Source organism: Bradyrhizobium sp. CCBAU 21365 (assembly GCF_015291305.1).
Classification (GTDB): Bacteria; Pseudomonadota; Alphaproteobacteria; order Rhizobiales; family Xanthobacteraceae; genus Bradyrhizobium; species Bradyrhizobium elkanii.
The window spans coordinates 7,958,712-7,973,696 of record NZ_CP030036.1 but is presented as its reverse complement, the minus strand read 5'-3'; the positions used below and the strand labels follow the sequence as shown (position 1 = coordinate 7,973,696).

Genomic DNA, 14,985 nt, shown 5'->3' with positions numbered 1-14,985 from the left:
TGTCTCGGTCCGACTTCCAGGGTCATTCCGGGATGGTGCGTTAGCACCAGACCCGGAATCTCGAGATTCCGGGTTCGATGCTACGCATCGCCCCGGAATGACAGCGGCTTGAGGTCGATCTTACCGGCCTTGCCGCCGGAAGTACCGCTTGGCGCGCTGTTCCGCTTCGGCGGCTGCGGCTTCGGGCGTTGCGGCGTCGGTCGCGACCGAGGCGCACATCTGCACCAGCACATAGTCGGCGTTGACGGCCCCGGTCGCGGTCGAGATCGGCCCCTTGTAGCCGTTGTAGTAGGGGCTCCTCATCGTGTCCTTGAAGATCGCGACCTTGGGGTCGCTCGACCACACCGCGGCGTCGGCATAGGCCGCCAGCGGCTGCGACCAGTAGCCGGAGTTGGCGTTCAGCCACGGCTCGTATTGTTCGTGCTCGAGCATGAACTGCAGGAACGCCTTCGCCGCGTTGGGATACTTGCTGTGCTTGAACACCATCGCGTTCAAGGTCAGGCCGGACATCGGAGAGGTCGGGGCCAGCCCCTTGATCAGGAACTGATGCGCGGTGTCGTCGGCGATCGCCTTGGTCGCGGGATCGTTCTTCAGCGAGAAATACAGCGAGACGCCGTTTGCGGTCAGGCCGATCTCCTGCGACGAGTAGGCGCGGTTGTTGGAAACGTCGTTCCATGACGGGGTGCCGGCGATGAAGGTCGGATAGAGCTCCTTCAGATATTTCAGCGCCGCGATCGTCTCCTTGCTGTTGATGATGATGTTGCCTTCCTCATCGAGCAGCGCGGCGTTGTGCGACCACAACAGCCAGTTGGCGAAGCCGTTGCCGTCGCCGACCGCGTTGCCGAGCGCGAAGCCCGCGGGCTTGCCGGCCGCCTTCAGCTTCTTGCAGAGTTCGAGGAAGCCGGCGTGGTCCTCCGGCACCTTGTCGAAGCCGGCGGCGTTGACCAGCGACTTGCGGTAGACCAGCGGGCCGCCCGAGGCGCCGAACGGCAGGCCGACCCAGCTCTTCGACTTCGAGCGCATGCCGTACCGGCGCGCCAGCGTGAGCCATCCGCCATAGCGCTTGTCGAGATAGTCGGCGACATCGGTCAGCTCGATCAGCTTGTCGATATAGATGTGCGGCGCGTCGCCGAAACCGATGATGATGTCGGGGCCGGCGCCGGAGTTCGAGGTCACGGCGGTCTGCTGGTTGATGTCCTCCCAGCCGACGAAGTCGACTTTGATCTCGACGCCGGTCTTGTCGGTGAATTTCTTGGCATTGGCGCGGAACACGTCTTCGTCGGCCTGGACGAAGCGCACCGGCCGCAGCATGCGCAAGGTGGCGTCCTTTTCGATCGGCAGCGACGGCGCCGCCACGTCGGCCGCCTTCACCTTCGAGGCCTCCTGCGCCGAGGCGCCGGTGACCGCCAGCGCCGCCGCGGAAGCCCCCAGCACCAGCGCATCGCGACGCGTGATCTCGTACTTCATGTCGTTCGCACTCCCGTTCTTATTGTTTCGTTGTTGTTTTTCCTTCCCGGCGTTTGGCCGCCGGTGAAGGGTCTTGTGGTCTCGGCCCGCCCGCCGCGCGAAAGGCCCGTATCATGGCGAGACGGGCCTTCGCACGAAGAACGTCGTCCCGCCCTAGCTGTTCGGACCGCGATCCATGCTGACGGGCTGCCAGCGGCGCAACGCGGTGTCTTGCAGCACCGACGGGTTGACGCAGCTTACCGGCCACATGCCTTGCAGCACTAGTGACAATTCGTAGCCCACCCGGCGCTTGCGCGCCTCGTCAAAACGTGCCGACGCCGAGGCGACATGGGCGGTCAAGGTAACATTGTCCATCCCGAGCATCGGATTGTTGTGCGACGGAGGCTCCTTTTCCAGCACGTCGAGCGCGGCGTGGGCGATCCAGCCCTCCTGCAGCGCCTTGATCAGCGATTCCTCGTCGACCGTGGCGCCGCGGCCGGTGTTGATGAAGATCGCCGACTTTTTCATCTGGCGAAAATGCTTCTCGGTCAGCATGTGGTGCACTTCGGGCCGCGCCGGGGCGTGCATCGAGACGAAATCCGACTGCGACAGGACTTCCGACAGCGTCGAGGGGATCACGCCGTGGTCGTACATCAGGGTTTCCTGGATGAAGGGATCGTAGGCCACCATCCTGAGGCCGAACGGCGCGGCGCGCTTGGCGACCGCGCGGGCGACCCGGCCGAACGAGATGAAGCCGAGCGTCTGGCCCATCAGCCGCGGAATCTTCAAAAGCGCCGGACGGCCCTCGGCCCAGCGGCCGGTGCGCACCATCTTGTCCTGCTCGATCAGGCGGCGGAAGCCGGCGAGCAGCAGCATCATGGCGTGGTCGGCGACCTCCTCGATGAAGGTGTCGGGGATGTTGGTGACCGGGATGCCGCGGGCGGTCGCGGCCTTGACGTCGACCGAGTCGACGCCGACGCTGCCGAGCGTGATCACCTTGCAGTTCTCGAGCGCGTCGATCACCGCCCTGGTGATCGGCATGCCCTTGGCGTAGATCGCGTCCGCGGTGCGTGCCGCCGCGATGAATTCGGCCTCGTTGGCCGGCGCCTCGACGATCTCGGCGCCGATCGGATCGAGCGCCTCGCGCTCATAATCGTAGCCGCCGCCGGCGACCGTGAAGCTCGCGCCCTTCGGCGTGACCACCCTGAATTTCGACATTGTCTGCTCCCGATGTGAGTCTGCTGTTCTTGCTTCTTGCTGGTTTGCTTCTTGATTTTGCTTGTTGGTCTTCTTGCTTCTTGGAGCGCGACTTGCATCACCGCCTTCCCATGCTTGTACGCGAGCCGCGCTGTTCTCTCCACAATTGCCGGTTGGTCCGCGGCCTGATTCTCCGGGCTTCTACGGGGAACCTCCGTAACCATCAGGTAAAGGGTCTCACAATACGGTGAGCCGAATCAATCCGCCAATCGCGTCGCGTTCCCCGCCTCTTCTGGAGACCCCCGTGAAGCTGTCAAATTTGAAGATCACCCCCAAGCTCGGCATTCTGGTGGGGGTGACCCTCCTGGGCCTGTGTACGGCCGGCATCCTCGCCGGTCACTTGATGCAGCGAGAGATGCTGACTGCGCGCATCGACCAGGCCAAGGCCATCGTCGAGATGGCGAAGAACATGGCGGCGGGGCTGAAGAAGGATGTCGATGCCGGCAAGCTGACCAGGGAAGCGGCACTGGCCGAGTTCGGCAAGCGCGCCAACACCCTGACCTATGACAACGGCGCCGGCTATCTGTTCGGCACCGACTACAGCGGCATCACGGTGCTGGCGCCCGATCCGAAGCAGGTCGGAACCAATCGCATGGACGTCGTGACCAATGGTCGCAAGCTCTCGCAGGAACTGATGGACGGCGTGAAGGCCAAGGGCGAGATCCTGCTGTTCTACGATTATGTGAAGCCCGGCCAGGAGACGCCGATCCGCAAGCTCGGCTACGCCGTCGCGGTGCCCGGCTTCGATATGTATCTCGGCACCGGCGCCTATCTCGACGATATCGATGCCAAGATGCGGCCGATTGCCTGGCTGCTCGGCCTCGCGATCCTCGGCATCGGCATCGTTTCCGGCTCGGTCGCCTGGCTGATCGGCCGCAGCATCTCCCGTCCGCTCAACCTGCTCGGCGCCCGCATGCGCGACATCGCCGACGGCAAGCTCGACGGTGACATCCCCGGCGTCGGCCGCGGTGACGAGGTCGGCGCGATGGCGGCGACGGTTCAGGTCTTCAAGGACAACGCGGTTCGCATCCGCGGCCTGGAACAGGCCGAGGCCGAAACCAAAGCACGCGCGGAGGCCGAGCGCCGTGGTGCGATGGAGAATATCGCCAACGATTTCGAGCGCAGCGTGAACGGCATCGTCCGCACGGTGGCCTCCGCCGCCGCCGGCATGCAGACCACGGCGCAGTCGATGACCGCGACCGCAAGCGACGCCAGCGCGCGGGCTGCGACCGTCGGCGCTGCATCCGACAGTGCCTCCAACAATGTCGGCACCGTCGCCGCGGCCGCCGAGGAGCTCTCCAGCTCGGTTGCGGAGATCTCCCGCCAGGTGGCGCGTTCCAGCGAGGTCGCGAGCCAGGCGGTGGCCGATGCCGAGCGCACCAACGCGACCGTGCAGGCGCTCTCCACCGGCGCCGAGAAGATCGGCGAGGTTGTCAAGCTGATCCACTCGATCGCGGCCCAAACCAACCTGCTTGCGCTCAACGCCACCATCGAGGCGGCGCGCGCCGGCGAATCCGGCCGCGGTTTCGCGGTGGTCGCGTCCGAAGTGAAGGCGCTGGCCAACCAGACCGCCAAGGCGACCGAGGAGATCTCGGCGCAGGTCGCGGCGATGCAGGCTTCCACCGGCGAGGCCGTGACCTCGATCGGCGGCATCACCGCGACCATCGCGCAGATGAGCGAGATCACCGCCTCGATCTCGACCGCGATCGACCAGCAGGGCGATGCGACGCGCGAGATCGCGCGCAACATCCAGCAGGTCGCGGCCGGCTCGAGCGAGATTTCCGCCCATATCGGCGGCGTCACGTCAGCGGCCACCGCCACCGGCACCGCGGCCGGCGACGTGCTGTCGAATGCCCGCGAGCTCGACACCCAGTCCGGCATGCTGCGCAACGCGGTCGACGAGTTCCTGCAGAAGGTGCGCGCGGCGTAAGCGAGCCGCGTAGGGTGGGTTAGCGGCGCTACGCCAACCAACGATTCCGCATCCCCGTCATCCTGAGGAGCGCGCTCTTGCGCGCGTCTCGAAGGATGCACGGCCACCAGTGGGGCCGTCTATCCTTCGAGACGGCCGCGTTGCGGCCTCCTCAGGATGACGGACTTGGCAGACTCCGCCGGACGAACATGAGGATATCCAGCCGGCGTCGTTTACATTCGCCTACTGCTTCTCGATCCCGGCGTCGGCGATCAGCTTCTCCCACAGCACGAGCTGCTCCTTGAGGAATGCCTCGAACTCCTCGGGCGTGCCGGAGAATGCCTCCATGCCGCGCTCGGCGAGCTGGCTCTTGATGTCCGGCCGCTCGATGATCTTGCGGATCTCCGCATTCAGCCTGACCACGACGTCCTTCGGCATGTTGGCGGGGCCGAGATAGCCCTGCCAGGAGGTGATATCGAAGCCCTTCACGGTGTCGTCCATCGTCGGCAGGTCCGGCAGCAGCGCCGACTTCCGCTTGGTGGTGACGGCGAGCGGCTTCAGCACCTTGGCGTTGACGTGCGGCAGGCCGGTCGGCACGTCGATGAACATCATCGAGATGCGGCCGGCGATGACGTCGGTCAGTGCCGGCGGTGAGCTCTTGTAGGGCACATGCAGCAGGTCGATGCCGGCGAGGCGCGCGAAGGTCGCGCCGGAGACGCTCGCCGACGACGAGCCGCTGGCGTAGCTGTACTTGCCCGGCTCCTTCTTGGCGAGCGCGATCAGCTCGGCGACCGAGTTCGCCGGGATGTCCGGATGGATCACCAGCATGAAGGGCAGGTCGCCGGTGCGCGCGATCGGCGTGAAATCCTTGATCGGATCGTAGGTCATGGTCTTGAGCAGATACGGATTGGCCGAGTGCGTCGTGTTCGTGGTGACGAACAGCGTGTAGCCGTCGGGGGCGGAGCGGGCGACATAGTTCGCCGCGATCGAGCCGTTGGCGCCGGCCCGGTTGTCGATCACCATGCCGACGCCGAGCGCAACGCCGAGCTCCTTGGAGATCAGCCGCGTCGTGGTGTCGGTACCGCTGCCGGCGGCAAACGGCAGCACCAGCGTGATGTTGCGGGTGGGATAGGTCTGGGCAAGTGCCGCCCCGGATATCGCCGCAAGCGCGGCGGCGGCTGCGGCCGCCAGGCAGCAGTATCGTCTCAATCCCATGATCATGTCGCCGTCCCCCCGCGCAGGCCCTGAACAGGCCCATGGCGGCCGAAGCTAGCCCGGCCGCCATGGCTGCGGAAGCCGTGCCGGGAGCAGCCTTTCGCCGCATGGCCACTCCGGGGCGTCGCAGGGGCGCTGCCAAAATATCGAAAACAACCCCATGCAAAGGAGCCGGGGGCGACCGGCGCCCGACCAGCCAACTTGACACGTCGGGCAAATCAGCGGCATATTCCGATATGCAGAAAACCGGTCGTGGGGCGATGCTACGATCCGGCCGGGAAGACCTGCGCGACGTGAAACGCCTTGGTGGTGATGAGCCACCGGCCGTCGATCCGATGAAACACCAGATGGTCGATGAAGCCGGTTTGGCCGGCCCTGACGCGCACCTTGGCGATCGCCAGATCGGACGCGGTCTGGTCGATGCTGATGATGGCCTCCTCGCGCGGCGATTTCATCGACGCCGGCGAGGGACGGCTGCGGATGAAGTCGCGGAATTCCGCGGCCGACCGCACCGTGTGCTTGCCGTCCCGGATGCCGTGCACGATGCAGGCATCGGCGAAGACGTCGCGGAACCGGCTATCGTCGACGTCGTACATCAGGTTGAAATATCCATCGATCGCGGATGCGATGGCCTGGATGTCGCTCATTGCAAAATCTCCCTGGCGGATGATGTGGCGGTGGCCTCACCGGATCGAACCGGTGATCTGCGCCGACAGTGGCCGATATGCTGGCGGAGTGCTACGACTGGGCGGTCATCTCTTGGATGACTGAAAGGCATCGGCATGGACGAAGTTGACGGTCGGCTGGTTGGCGGCCTGGTGGTCCTCGCGGCGCTGGCGGATGCGCGCAGTTTTGGCCGGGCCGCCGAACGGCTCGGCATGACGCAATCCGGGGTCAGCAAGGCGATCGCGAAGCTCGAGGCGCGCCTCGACGCCAGGCTGGTTCACCGCACGAGCCGCGCCGTCGAGCTCACCGAGGAAGGACGCGCGCTGTATGAACGGGTTGCCGCGCATCTGGCGGGGATCGGCGAGGCGGCGGCGGAGACCTCGAAATCGCGCGATGCGGTTCGCGGCAGGCTGCGGGTCAATGTCGACCCGCTGTTCTCCCGCATGGTGCTGTCGCCGAAGCTGAGCGAGTTCCTGCTGCAGAATCCGGGCATGGAGCTGCGTATCGAAACCCGCGACCGGATCGCGGATCTGGTCAGCGACGGTTTTGATCTGGCGGTGCGTTTTGGCGAGCCGACGCCGTCGGCGCTGATTGCGCGCCGCGTACTCGATACGCGCGTGCTCACCGTGGCCTCGCCGATCTATCTCGAACGACACGGCCGGCCGCTTGATCCGCGGGAGCTGGCAAGCCGCGACCATCAGTGCATCCATGCAATCGACGCGGCGACCGGGCGTCCCTTCGACTGGGAGTTTCGGCGTGGCGGCGAGGTCGTGCCGGTCGCGGTCAACGGGCGGCTGACCGTGACCGATTCGGGAACCAAGCTCGGCGCTTGCCTGGCCGGCTTCGGCATCGCGCAGGTGATCGATCTCGGCCTCGACGATCATCTGAGGAGCGGCGCGCTGATCGAGCTGTTTCCGGACTGGCCCGACGAGCGTTTTCCGCTCTACGTCTATTACGCCTCGCGTAACCACGTGCCGGCCAAGGTGCGGCGGTTCATCGACTTCATCACGGAAACGCTGGCGGCAAAGTCACATTCGCCGCGCAAATCCGTCGGCTTGCGCAAGGTAGGTTAGCGATCTCTCGGCGTCAGCCAGCGCGGGATGACTTTTCTTCGGATCATCATCCCGCTCTATCTTTTTGTCTTGAGCATGATCTTTTCGGAAAACCGCTACACACTTTTCCGGATCATGCTCTAGCGCTTCGCCGAACCTTTGGCGGATGCTTGCCGCGAGGCGATGATGACGCCGGCGAGCACCAGCGCGTAGCCGATCAGATGGAACGGCGCGAGCGTCTCGCCGAGCAGCAGGATCGCCATCGCCGAGCCGAACACCGGCACCAGATGGAAGAACGGCGCGGCGCGGTTCGGGCCGATCAGCGCGACGCCGCGGTTGAAGAACAGATAGGCGAGCGTGGACGGGAAGATCAGCGTGTAGCCCAGCGTGGCAAAGGTCAGGACGTCGAGCTTCAGCGTCACGCCGTTTAAGAATTCCCAGATAGCCACCGGCAGCAGCATCAGCGCACCGCAGCACGTGGTGAATGAGATCAGCGAGAGCTGATGGATTTTCGGCCGCCGCGGGATCAGCGCCGAATAGAGCCCGAACGACACCAGCGAGGCGCCGAACATGATGTCGCCCCGGTTGAAGCTGATGCTGGCGAGCGCGGACAAGTCGCCGCGCAGGATGATGGTCAGCACACCGGCCAGCGAGATCGCGATGCCGGCCAGCTGCGCCGGCGTCAGCCGCACGCCGAACAGGATCAGCGACCACAGCGCCACGAACAGCGGCCCCGCCGACTGGATCAGCAGCGCATTCAGCGCCTCGGTATACTGCATCGCCCAGTAGGAGATCGCGTTGTTGAAGGCGAAGCCGACCGCGGACAACAGCAGCATCAGTGGCAGGGCGCTGCGCAGCTTCGGCCAGTCCTGTTTCAGGTGCGGCCAGGCGAACGGCAACAGGATCAGGAACACGCCGAACCAGCGGATCGTGGTCAGCGTGACCGGCGGTACATGGCTGCCGACATGGCGCGCCAGCACGATGTTGGCGGCCCAGAACAGCGACGTCAGGCTGAGCAGCAGATAGGGCTGATTATTGAGCCAGCTGAGCGGCGAGCGGCGTGGCGTCGTGGCAGGTGCGGGCAAAGCGGTCATTATCGGGCGGATGTTGTGCCCGAATCCGCCGCCGCGACAAGACGAAAGAGCGGATTGGAGCCATGCGCCCCGTGTCGTCATCCGCAGCGCGACGAAAGCGTAATTCCGTCATCCTGAGGAGCGCGGAGCGCGTCTCGAAGGATGCGCGGCCCTACTGTGGCCGATTCATCCTTCGAGGCTCGCTTCGCTCGCACCTCAGGATGACGGGGATAGTTCTTAGCGCCCCGCCTATTTCTGCGGCCCCGACAGCGAGATGTCGCGCTCGGCGCGGAACACGTTGCTGTAGAGATTGGCGATCCATTGCCGTCCGCTGGAGGTGATGTTGAGGTAGCGGATCGCCTTCTGCACGTGCGGCGCGACGCTGTCCCAGTAGAACCGCGGATAGCGGTCGACGAGATCGGCCGGCGAATCGTAGCCGAGCTGGCGGTTCAGTCCGGCCTCCTCGAATTCGACATACAGCGCGTTGGCCTTGCGGATGTAGTGGGGATCGCCGAGCTGGCCGATCAGGTCGGCGGCCCGCAGCAAGGTGGCCTCCTCGCCGAAGTCCTCATCGTCGTCAGGGGCGCTGAGCGGAAAGCGGGTGCCTTCGATGGCACGCACAATGCGCTCCTTGTCGAGCAGGGTGACGCCCTTGAGCCGCTCCATCACGAAGATCTTGGAGCGGTCGACGTGGTAGGACATCAGCGCGGCATCCGATGAGCCGCGCGGCAGGATGATCTTGCGACCGTCGGCATCGACCAGATAGCCATCCTGGCCATCGGCCTCGAACAGCCCGCGCACATAGCCGATGTCATGGGTGAGGCAGGCGATGATGACATGGGCATAATCCTCGGCGCTCATGTGCGAGTGCAGCGCGCGGCCGCGCAGGATGTCGTGGCCGGCCAGCGTCACCAGCATGGTGTGCTCGACATTGTGATAGAGCGCGTCGCTGTTGCCGATGCATTCGAGCGCGATCCGCGCGATCGAGGGCACCATTTCGACCAGCTGGGTCTGCGAAGAGCCGAACCGGCGCTGCATGTACTCGCCGAGGAATTTGCCGAGCGCGTCGGCCGCTAGTTCTGGAAGGGTCATCACGGCCTTGACCTCCGAGAGCTGGCCTGAGCTTACGGCCCGGCGGTATTTCAGGCTAGTCCCGCGATGTGACATAATCGTTGCGGCCAGACCGATGTGCCTTGGGCGGGAGCGGGCGATGGGTGTCGATCTCTTGAACGTGAAAGGCTTGAACGAGCTGGACCGCGAGGCGCCGGTCGTGATGGTCAATCTGATGCGGTTTCGCGCGCGGTCGCTCGACGGCGACGGCTCGGGCTGGGATGCCTATTTGCGCTATAGCGCGCTCACCGTACCCATGATCAAGGCGCGCGGTGGCACGCTGCTGTGGACCGGCAGCGCCGAGACTGTCGCGCTGGGCGAGCCGGCCGGTCAGCGCTGGGATTACCTCGCGCTGGTCTATTACCCGAGCGTCGCCGCCTTCATCGACATGATGACCTCGGCCGACTACGAAGACCGCTGCGACCCGCATCGCCGCAACGGCTGCGAAGAGCACGTCATCATCGCGACGCGCGAGGCCTACAGCAAGTTCAAGGTGGGGTGACGTGGTTGAGAGCGCGACTTCGCCGTCGGGCCGCGCATTCTATCACCGTCACCCTGAGGAGCGCGAAGCGCGTCTCGAAGGGTCGACGGCCCGACTGGGGCCGATTCATCCTTCGAGACGCCGCTACGCGGCTCCTCAGGATGACGGGTTTGAGAGTGAGAGCGGGGCCAACGCCGCATGGCAGGCCGCCTGCACCACTCGGCAGACCTCATCCCCCGACCGCCCCGCACTCAGCGAGGCGAAGGTCGGATAGCTCGTCAGCGCGAAGATCAGGTCGACGGCGTCCTTGCGGGCCTGCGGTGACGCGCTCTTGCCCGCGATCCGGTCGATCAGTGCGGTGACGCCGCGGCGGCGGCGCTCGTTGCGCTCGCGCACGGCCTCGGCGAATTCGGGATCGGTCGCCATCGCGTCGTGCAGGCGGCCGACCGCGGAATCCCGGCTCCAGAATCCGCAGAAGATCTCGACCATCCGGTCGAGCGCGGCGCGCGGATCGGCCATTGTCATGGCGTCGGCGAGCTGCTGCAGCCCGCCATGGCGCGCGATCTCGTCGAACACCGCCTCGAGCAGCCCGCGCCGCGAGCCGAACTGGTTGTAGACGGTCAGCCGGGTCACGCCGGCCGCCTTCGCCACCGTATCCAGCGAGAAGCGCGCGATGCTCTCGTCGCGCAATGTGCGCGATGCGGCCTCGATCACGCGCTCGCGGGTCTCGGCGGCGGCGGCGCTGCGCGCCGGGCTCACATAGCTGCGCGGCGGCATCGGTTTGCCTTGCTTTCGTCAGATTGACTATACATTATGTATATCTAATTTCAATGCCCGTTTGGAGCGACATCATGCAGACCGCCCTCATCATAGCGCTGTCCCTTCACGTCCTGTCATCGGTGTTTTGGGCAGGCTCGAGCTTCACCCTGGCGCGCACCGGCGGCCTCGGCGGCGAAAAGCTGCTGTTTCCGCAAATCGGCGCCGCGACGGTCGCGATCGTGACCGGCGCCACGCTCTGGCGCCTGGTGCACGAAGGCTCGTTCGGGCTATCGGAGCAGATTTTGGCCGGTGGCGCGATCGCAGCGCTGGCCGCGATCGCCGTGCAGATCATCGTTGGCGGCGGCGCGGTCCGGCAGCTGTGCAGCAGCACGGGCGATACGTCAGCCGCGCGCTCGCGCCTTGCGATCGCCCAGCGCATCGCCGCCGGGCTGCTCGCGGTCACCGCGCTGTGCATGGGCGCGGCGCGCTACGCGTAATGGTTTCTTACCTCTCCCGCTTGCGGGCAGGGCGATCGCATATGGAATGAACCGATTCTTCCGCGCCGTCATGGCCGGGCTTGTCCCGGCCATCCACGTCTTTGCCCTGCCCGCAAGCGGGAGAGGGGACGTAGTCCCGTTGCGGATGCAATCGTCTCAGAACTTCCGCACCAGGTCCGGAGTGATTTCCTTCAGGCTGCGGATGCCGAGCAGCGCGAGGTCGCGGTCGATCTCGGCATGCAGGAGCGAGATCGCGCGCGCCACGCCGGCCTCGCCGGCGACCACGGCGGCATAGAGGAACGGCCGGCCGACCCAGACGAAGTCCGCGCCGAGCGCCAGCGCCTTGATCACGTCGGTGCCGCGGCGGATGCCGCCATCGACCATCACGGTCATGTTGCCCTTCTGCGCCGCGATCTCTGGCAGCGTGCGCAAGCCGGAGACGGTGTAGTCGAGCTGACGGCCGCCATGGTTGGAGACCATGACGCCGTCGCAGCCATGCTCGCGCGCCAGCCGGGCGTCTTCCGGCGCGATCAGCCCCTTGACCACGAGCTTGCCGCGCCAGCGCTTGCGGATCAGCTCGACATGCTTCCAGGCTAGCTGGTCGCGGCTGCCGATGTTGCGCATCAGGTTCTTGGACAGCACCGGCGGGCCCTGCTTGGCGTCCATGTTCTCGAAATGCGGCATGCCGTGATTGAACACGGTGCGCGCCCAGGTGTTGAGCAGCCAGTCGGGATGGGTGATGGTGTCCCAGAACACCCGCGGCGTGATCTCAAGCGGCACCTGGAAGCCGTTGCGGATGTTGTTCTCGCGGTTGGGCGGCACCGGCACGTCGGCGGTGACGACGAAGGTGTCGTAGCCGGCGGCGGCGACGCGATCGACCAGCGGCTCGATCCGCTCGGGAAGGCCGGCGAGATAGGCCTGGTACCAGGCCGAAGGATTGGCGGCGCGAACGTCCTCCAGCGTGATCAGCGAGGAGGCCGACAGGATCATCGGGATGTTGGCGGCGGAAGCGGCGCGCGTCAGCACGATATCGCCGCGATAGGCGCACAGGGCAGAGGAGCCCATCGGCGGAATGCCGAACGGCGAGGCGTAGCTCTTGCCGAACAGCGTCGTGGTCTGGTCGCGGCCGGAGACGTCCTGCAGCACGCGCGGCACGAAGCCGTATTCCTCGAACGCCCGGCGATTGTCTGACCGGGCCATATCGGTCTCGGCGCCGCCGGAAATGTAGCCGTAGAGGAATTTCGGCAGCAGCCGCCGCGCCTGCGGCTCGAAATCGTCGAGCGTGAGATAGCGCCGCAGATGCCGCGGCACGGCAGGCGCTGCGCGGTTGACGGTTGCTGGGGGCGGAGAGGGGGCTGCGGTCCGGTCGTGCACGTTGAGCGTTTCCGTTGTTCTTGGTTCTTGGTCGGAAGGTTAGACTAGAGCATGATCCGGAAAAGTGGATACCGGTTTTCCGAAAAGATCATGCTCAAACAAAGAGATGAGATCATGATGCGATTCCATGGAATCGCATCATGATCTAGCGCCTGCCGGCGGGCCCGACAAATTTCTCGTTGAACTTGTTGACGGACTGGTTGACGTCGCTGAGCGTCTTGCGGGTCTCGGCGATCATGGCGCCGGATTTCTTGTCGAAGCTCTGGATCAGCTCGCGCAGCGAGATCACGGTCGGCAGCAGCTCGCCGCCATATTTGTCGCTGCCGAAGCTCTTCAGGAACTTGTCGGCCGCGGTCATCTTGGCGTCGACCGCGCTGATGCCGTCATCGGCGGCGTCGATGAAGCCGGCGATCAGCTCGCCGTTGCCGGACAGCGAGTTGGTGAAGTTCTCGAGCCCGAGCAGCGAGTCCTTGATGTCGGCCTCGTTCTCGCTGATGACGCGGTCGACATTGCGCAACGCGACCCGCAGCTTCTCCTGGATCCCCATCGTGCCTTCGGCGTCGGCCGTCAGCTCGGGAATGCCGTCGGCGCCGAGCGTCGGCGGCGGCGCATCGTCGGTGCCGCCGGTGAAGGAGATCGAGGCGATCCCGGTCAGGCCCTGGAATTCGAGGCCGGCCTGGGTGTCCTTCCTGATCGGGGCGTTGCCTTCGATCCGCGTCATCGCCACCACGCGGTGCCGGTCGAGCCTGATCGAGACCACCTCGCCGATCCGCACGCCGGCGAAGTTGACGCTGCCGCCGCGGCGCAGGCCGGAGGCCGAGCCCTCGAAGATGACACGGAACGGCACCATCCGCTTGATGCCGGCATAGCGCTGATAGCCCAGCCAGCCGCCGAGCGAGCCGGCGACCAGGGCCAGCGTCAGGGTGCCGATCAAGAGATTGCTGGCGCGCGCCATGCGTAAAACCCGTCTGCGAAGCAGACCCTAGGAGATAGCGGATTTGCCGCCGATAGTCACCGCACCTCTAGCGGGCGGGATCACGCCGACTGCTTCCGTGACGCCGCGAAGACGCCGGCCAGCACCAGCGCGAAGCCGATGAAATGGAAGGCCTGCGGATGCTCGCCGATGAACACGATCGACATGATGGTACCGAACACCGGAACCATGTGGAAGAACGGCGCGGCGCGGTTGGCGCCGATCAGCTGCACACCGCGGTTGAAGCACAGATAGGCCAGTGTCGAGGGGAACACCGCGACATAGAACAGCGACAGCAGATTGTTGATCGTGAGCTGCATCACCGGACGCGCGCCGAGTTCCCAGATGTAGAGCGGGATCAGGACCAGCGCGCCGCAGCCGAAGGTGAAGGCGGCGACCGACAGGCCGTGGATGTTGGGCCGCTTCAAGGTCAGCACCGAATACAGCGCGAAGATCACCAATGCGACGATGAAGATCAGATCGCCCTTGTTGAACTCGATCCTCGACAGCGTCGTGAGATCGCCGTGCAGCAGGATCACCAGCACGCCGGCGAGCGACAGCAGCACGCCGAACAATTGTGCCAGCGTCAGCCGTGCGCCGAGCAGGATCAGCGACCACAGCGCGACCACCAGCGGTGCCGCGGATTGCAGCAGCAGCGTGTTGAGCGCCTGGGTGTGCTCGAGCGCCCAGTATTGCAGCGTGTTGAAGGCGCTGATGCCGGTGATCGACATCAGCACCATGATGCCGAGATTGTTGCGGATCACGGGCCAGTCGCGGACGAGGTGCTTCCAGGCAAACGGCAGGATGATCAGGAATGCCGCCGACCAGCGCAGGAACGACAGCGTCACCGGCGGAATGTGGCCGGCGGCGAGGCGGCCGACGATCGCATTGCCGGCCCAGCATGTCGCGGTGATGCAGAGCAGCAGATAGGGCTGGTTGGCGATCCAGGAGCCGGCCGCAGGCGTTGATGTGGTGGAATCGGAGGCAGACATAAAGAGGGCCCGTGTTCACGACGCCGCGGCCTGCCCGGCTGGCACCGCCGGGCCGGTATGGATCTCCCCGGCTCGGATCACAGACACGGATTTCGTCATTCCATCAATGGGGACAGACGCATCGCGACCATGCGCGAAGGCGGCCTTCTTGGAGGCCCGACGGCGCTTTGCTCGGGCCGGC

Annotated in this window: 14 protein-coding genes; 4 read left to right on the top strand and 10 right to left on the bottom strand. The window is 65.5% G+C overall.

The window, feature by feature from the left end:
* Positions 1–120 precede the first annotated feature (120 nt).
* Positions 121–1,467 (bottom strand): ABC transporter substrate-binding protein, encoded by a 1,347-nt coding sequence (locus XI02_RS37560; protein ID WP_069276553.1) that lies wholly within the window; start codon positions 1,465–1,467, stop codon positions 121–123.
* Positions 1,468–1,620: 153 nt separating this feature from the next.
* The gene (locus XI02_RS37555) at positions 1,621–2,664 is read right to left on the bottom strand and encodes a C-terminal binding protein (RefSeq protein ID WP_172646868.1); all 1,044 of its coding nucleotides are present in this window, start codon (positions 2,662–2,664) and stop codon (positions 1,621–1,623) included.
* A 283-nt stretch (positions 2,665–2,947) separates the two neighbouring features.
* On the opposite strand from XI02_RS37555, the gene XI02_RS37550 reads away from it, so the two are divergent.
* Positions 2,948–4,633: a methyl-accepting chemotaxis protein gene (locus tag XI02_RS37550; RefSeq protein ID WP_172646869.1), complete on the top strand. Its 1,686-nt coding sequence runs from the start codon at positions 2,948–2,950 to the stop codon at positions 4,631–4,633.
* 222 nt (positions 4,634–4,855) lie between these two features.
* Here XI02_RS37550 and XI02_RS37545 read toward each other — a convergent pair whose 3' ends face one another.
* Entirely contained in the window at positions 4,856–5,833 is a 978-nt protein-coding gene (locus XI02_RS37545) for a tripartite tricarboxylate transporter substrate binding protein (protein ID WP_026193342.1), read from the bottom strand.
* Between the two features lie 257 nt (positions 5,834–6,090).
* Entirely contained in the window at positions 6,091–6,474 is a 384-nt protein-coding gene (locus XI02_RS37540; RefSeq protein ID WP_172646870.1) for a nuclear transport factor 2 family protein, read from the bottom strand.
* A 135-nt stretch (positions 6,475–6,609) separates the two neighbouring features.
* On the opposite strand from XI02_RS37540, the gene XI02_RS37535 reads away from it, so the two are divergent.
* Positions 6,610–7,566, top strand: a complete 957-nt coding sequence (locus XI02_RS37535; protein ID WP_172646871.1) for a LysR family transcriptional regulator — start codon at positions 6,610–6,612, stop codon at positions 7,564–7,566.
* A gap of 119 nt (positions 7,567–7,685) precedes the next feature.
* Here XI02_RS37535 and XI02_RS37530 read toward each other — a convergent pair whose 3' ends face one another.
* Complete coding sequence (locus XI02_RS37530) at positions 7,686–8,639, bottom strand: DMT family transporter (protein ID WP_172646872.1); 954 nt, start codon at positions 8,637–8,639, stop codon at positions 7,686–7,688.
* 228 nt (positions 8,640–8,867) lie between these two features.
* Entirely contained in the window at positions 8,868–9,713 is an 846-nt protein-coding gene (locus tag XI02_RS37525; protein ID WP_172646873.1) for a metal-dependent phosphohydrolase, read from the bottom strand.
* A gap of 115 nt (positions 9,714–9,828) precedes the next feature.
* On the opposite strand from XI02_RS37525, the gene XI02_RS37520 reads away from it, so the two are divergent.
* Positions 9,829–10,230, top strand: a complete 402-nt coding sequence (locus tag XI02_RS37520; RefSeq protein WP_028333485.1) for a DUF1330 domain-containing protein — start codon at positions 9,829–9,831, stop codon at positions 10,228–10,230.
* A gap of 135 nt (positions 10,231–10,365) precedes the next feature.
* On the opposite strand, the gene XI02_RS37515 is transcribed toward XI02_RS37520, so the two are convergent.
* Positions 10,366–10,986, bottom strand: a complete 621-nt coding sequence (locus XI02_RS37515; RefSeq protein ID WP_069276549.1) for a TetR/AcrR family transcriptional regulator — start codon at positions 10,984–10,986, stop codon at positions 10,366–10,368.
* Positions 10,987–11,060: 74 nt separating this feature from the next.
* Between XI02_RS37515 and XI02_RS37510 the strand changes: the two genes are divergently transcribed.
* The gene (locus XI02_RS37510; RefSeq protein WP_172646874.1) at positions 11,061–11,465 is read left to right on the top strand and encodes a hypothetical protein; all 405 of its coding nucleotides are present in this window, start codon (positions 11,061–11,063) and stop codon (positions 11,463–11,465) included.
* Between the two features lie 156 nt (positions 11,466–11,621).
* Here XI02_RS37510 and XI02_RS37505 read toward each other — a convergent pair whose 3' ends face one another.
* From XI02_RS37505 to XI02_RS37495, 3 genes are all read right to left on the bottom strand, one after another.
* Positions 11,622–12,776, bottom strand: coding sequence for an alpha-hydroxy acid oxidase (locus XI02_RS37505; RefSeq protein ID WP_172649057.1), 1,155 nt, complete (start codon positions 12,774–12,776; stop codon positions 11,622–11,624).
* A 208-nt stretch (positions 12,777–12,984) separates the two neighbouring features.
* On the bottom strand, positions 12,985–13,794 hold the full coding sequence (locus tag XI02_RS37500; RefSeq protein WP_172646875.1) for an MlaD family protein: 810 nt from the start codon (positions 13,792–13,794) through the stop codon (positions 12,985–12,987).
* A gap of 80 nt (positions 13,795–13,874) precedes the next feature.
* Positions 13,875–14,804 (bottom strand): DMT family transporter, encoded by a 930-nt coding sequence (locus XI02_RS37495; RefSeq protein ID WP_016842685.1) that lies wholly within the window; start codon positions 14,802–14,804, stop codon positions 13,875–13,877.
* Positions 14,805–14,985: the final 181 nt, after the last annotated feature.

Bases quoted from the DNA above. Each gene is read 5' to 3' on its own strand.
- XI02_RS37560 (WP_069276553.1), bottom strand. From the start codon at position 1,467: ATGAAGTACGAGATCACGCGTCGCGATGCGCTGGTGCTGGGGGCTTCC.
- XI02_RS37555 (WP_172646868.1), bottom strand. From the start codon at position 2,664: ATGTCGAAATTCAGGGTGGTCACGCCGAAGGGCGCGAGCTTCACGGTC.
- XI02_RS37545 (WP_026193342.1), bottom strand. From the start codon at position 5,833: ATGATCATGGGATTGAGACGATACTGCTGCCTGGCGGCCGCAGCCGCC.
- XI02_RS37540 (WP_172646870.1), bottom strand. From the start codon at position 6,474: ATGAGCGACATCCAGGCCATCGCATCCGCGATCGATGGATATTTCAAC.
- XI02_RS37535 (WP_172646871.1), top strand. From the start codon at position 6,610: ATGGACGAAGTTGACGGTCGGCTGGTTGGCGGCCTGGTGGTCCTCGCG.
- XI02_RS37530 (WP_172646872.1), bottom strand. From the start codon at position 8,639: ATGACCGCTTTGCCCGCACCTGCCACGACGCCACGCCGCTCGCCGCTC.
- XI02_RS37520 (WP_028333485.1), top strand. From the start codon at position 9,829: ATGGGTGTCGATCTCTTGAACGTGAAAGGCTTGAACGAGCTGGACCGC.
- XI02_RS37515 (WP_069276549.1), bottom strand. From the start codon at position 10,986: ATGCCGCCGCGCAGCTATGTGAGCCCGGCGCGCAGCGCCGCCGCCGCC.
- XI02_RS37510 (WP_172646874.1), top strand. From the start codon at position 11,061: ATGCAGACCGCCCTCATCATAGCGCTGTCCCTTCACGTCCTGTCATCG.
- XI02_RS37500 (WP_172646875.1), bottom strand. From the start codon at position 13,794: ATGGCGCGCGCCAGCAATCTCTTGATCGGCACCCTGACGCTGGCCCTG.
- XI02_RS37495 (WP_016842685.1), bottom strand. From the start codon at position 14,804: ATGTCTGCCTCCGATTCCACCACATCAACGCCTGCGGCCGGCTCCTGG.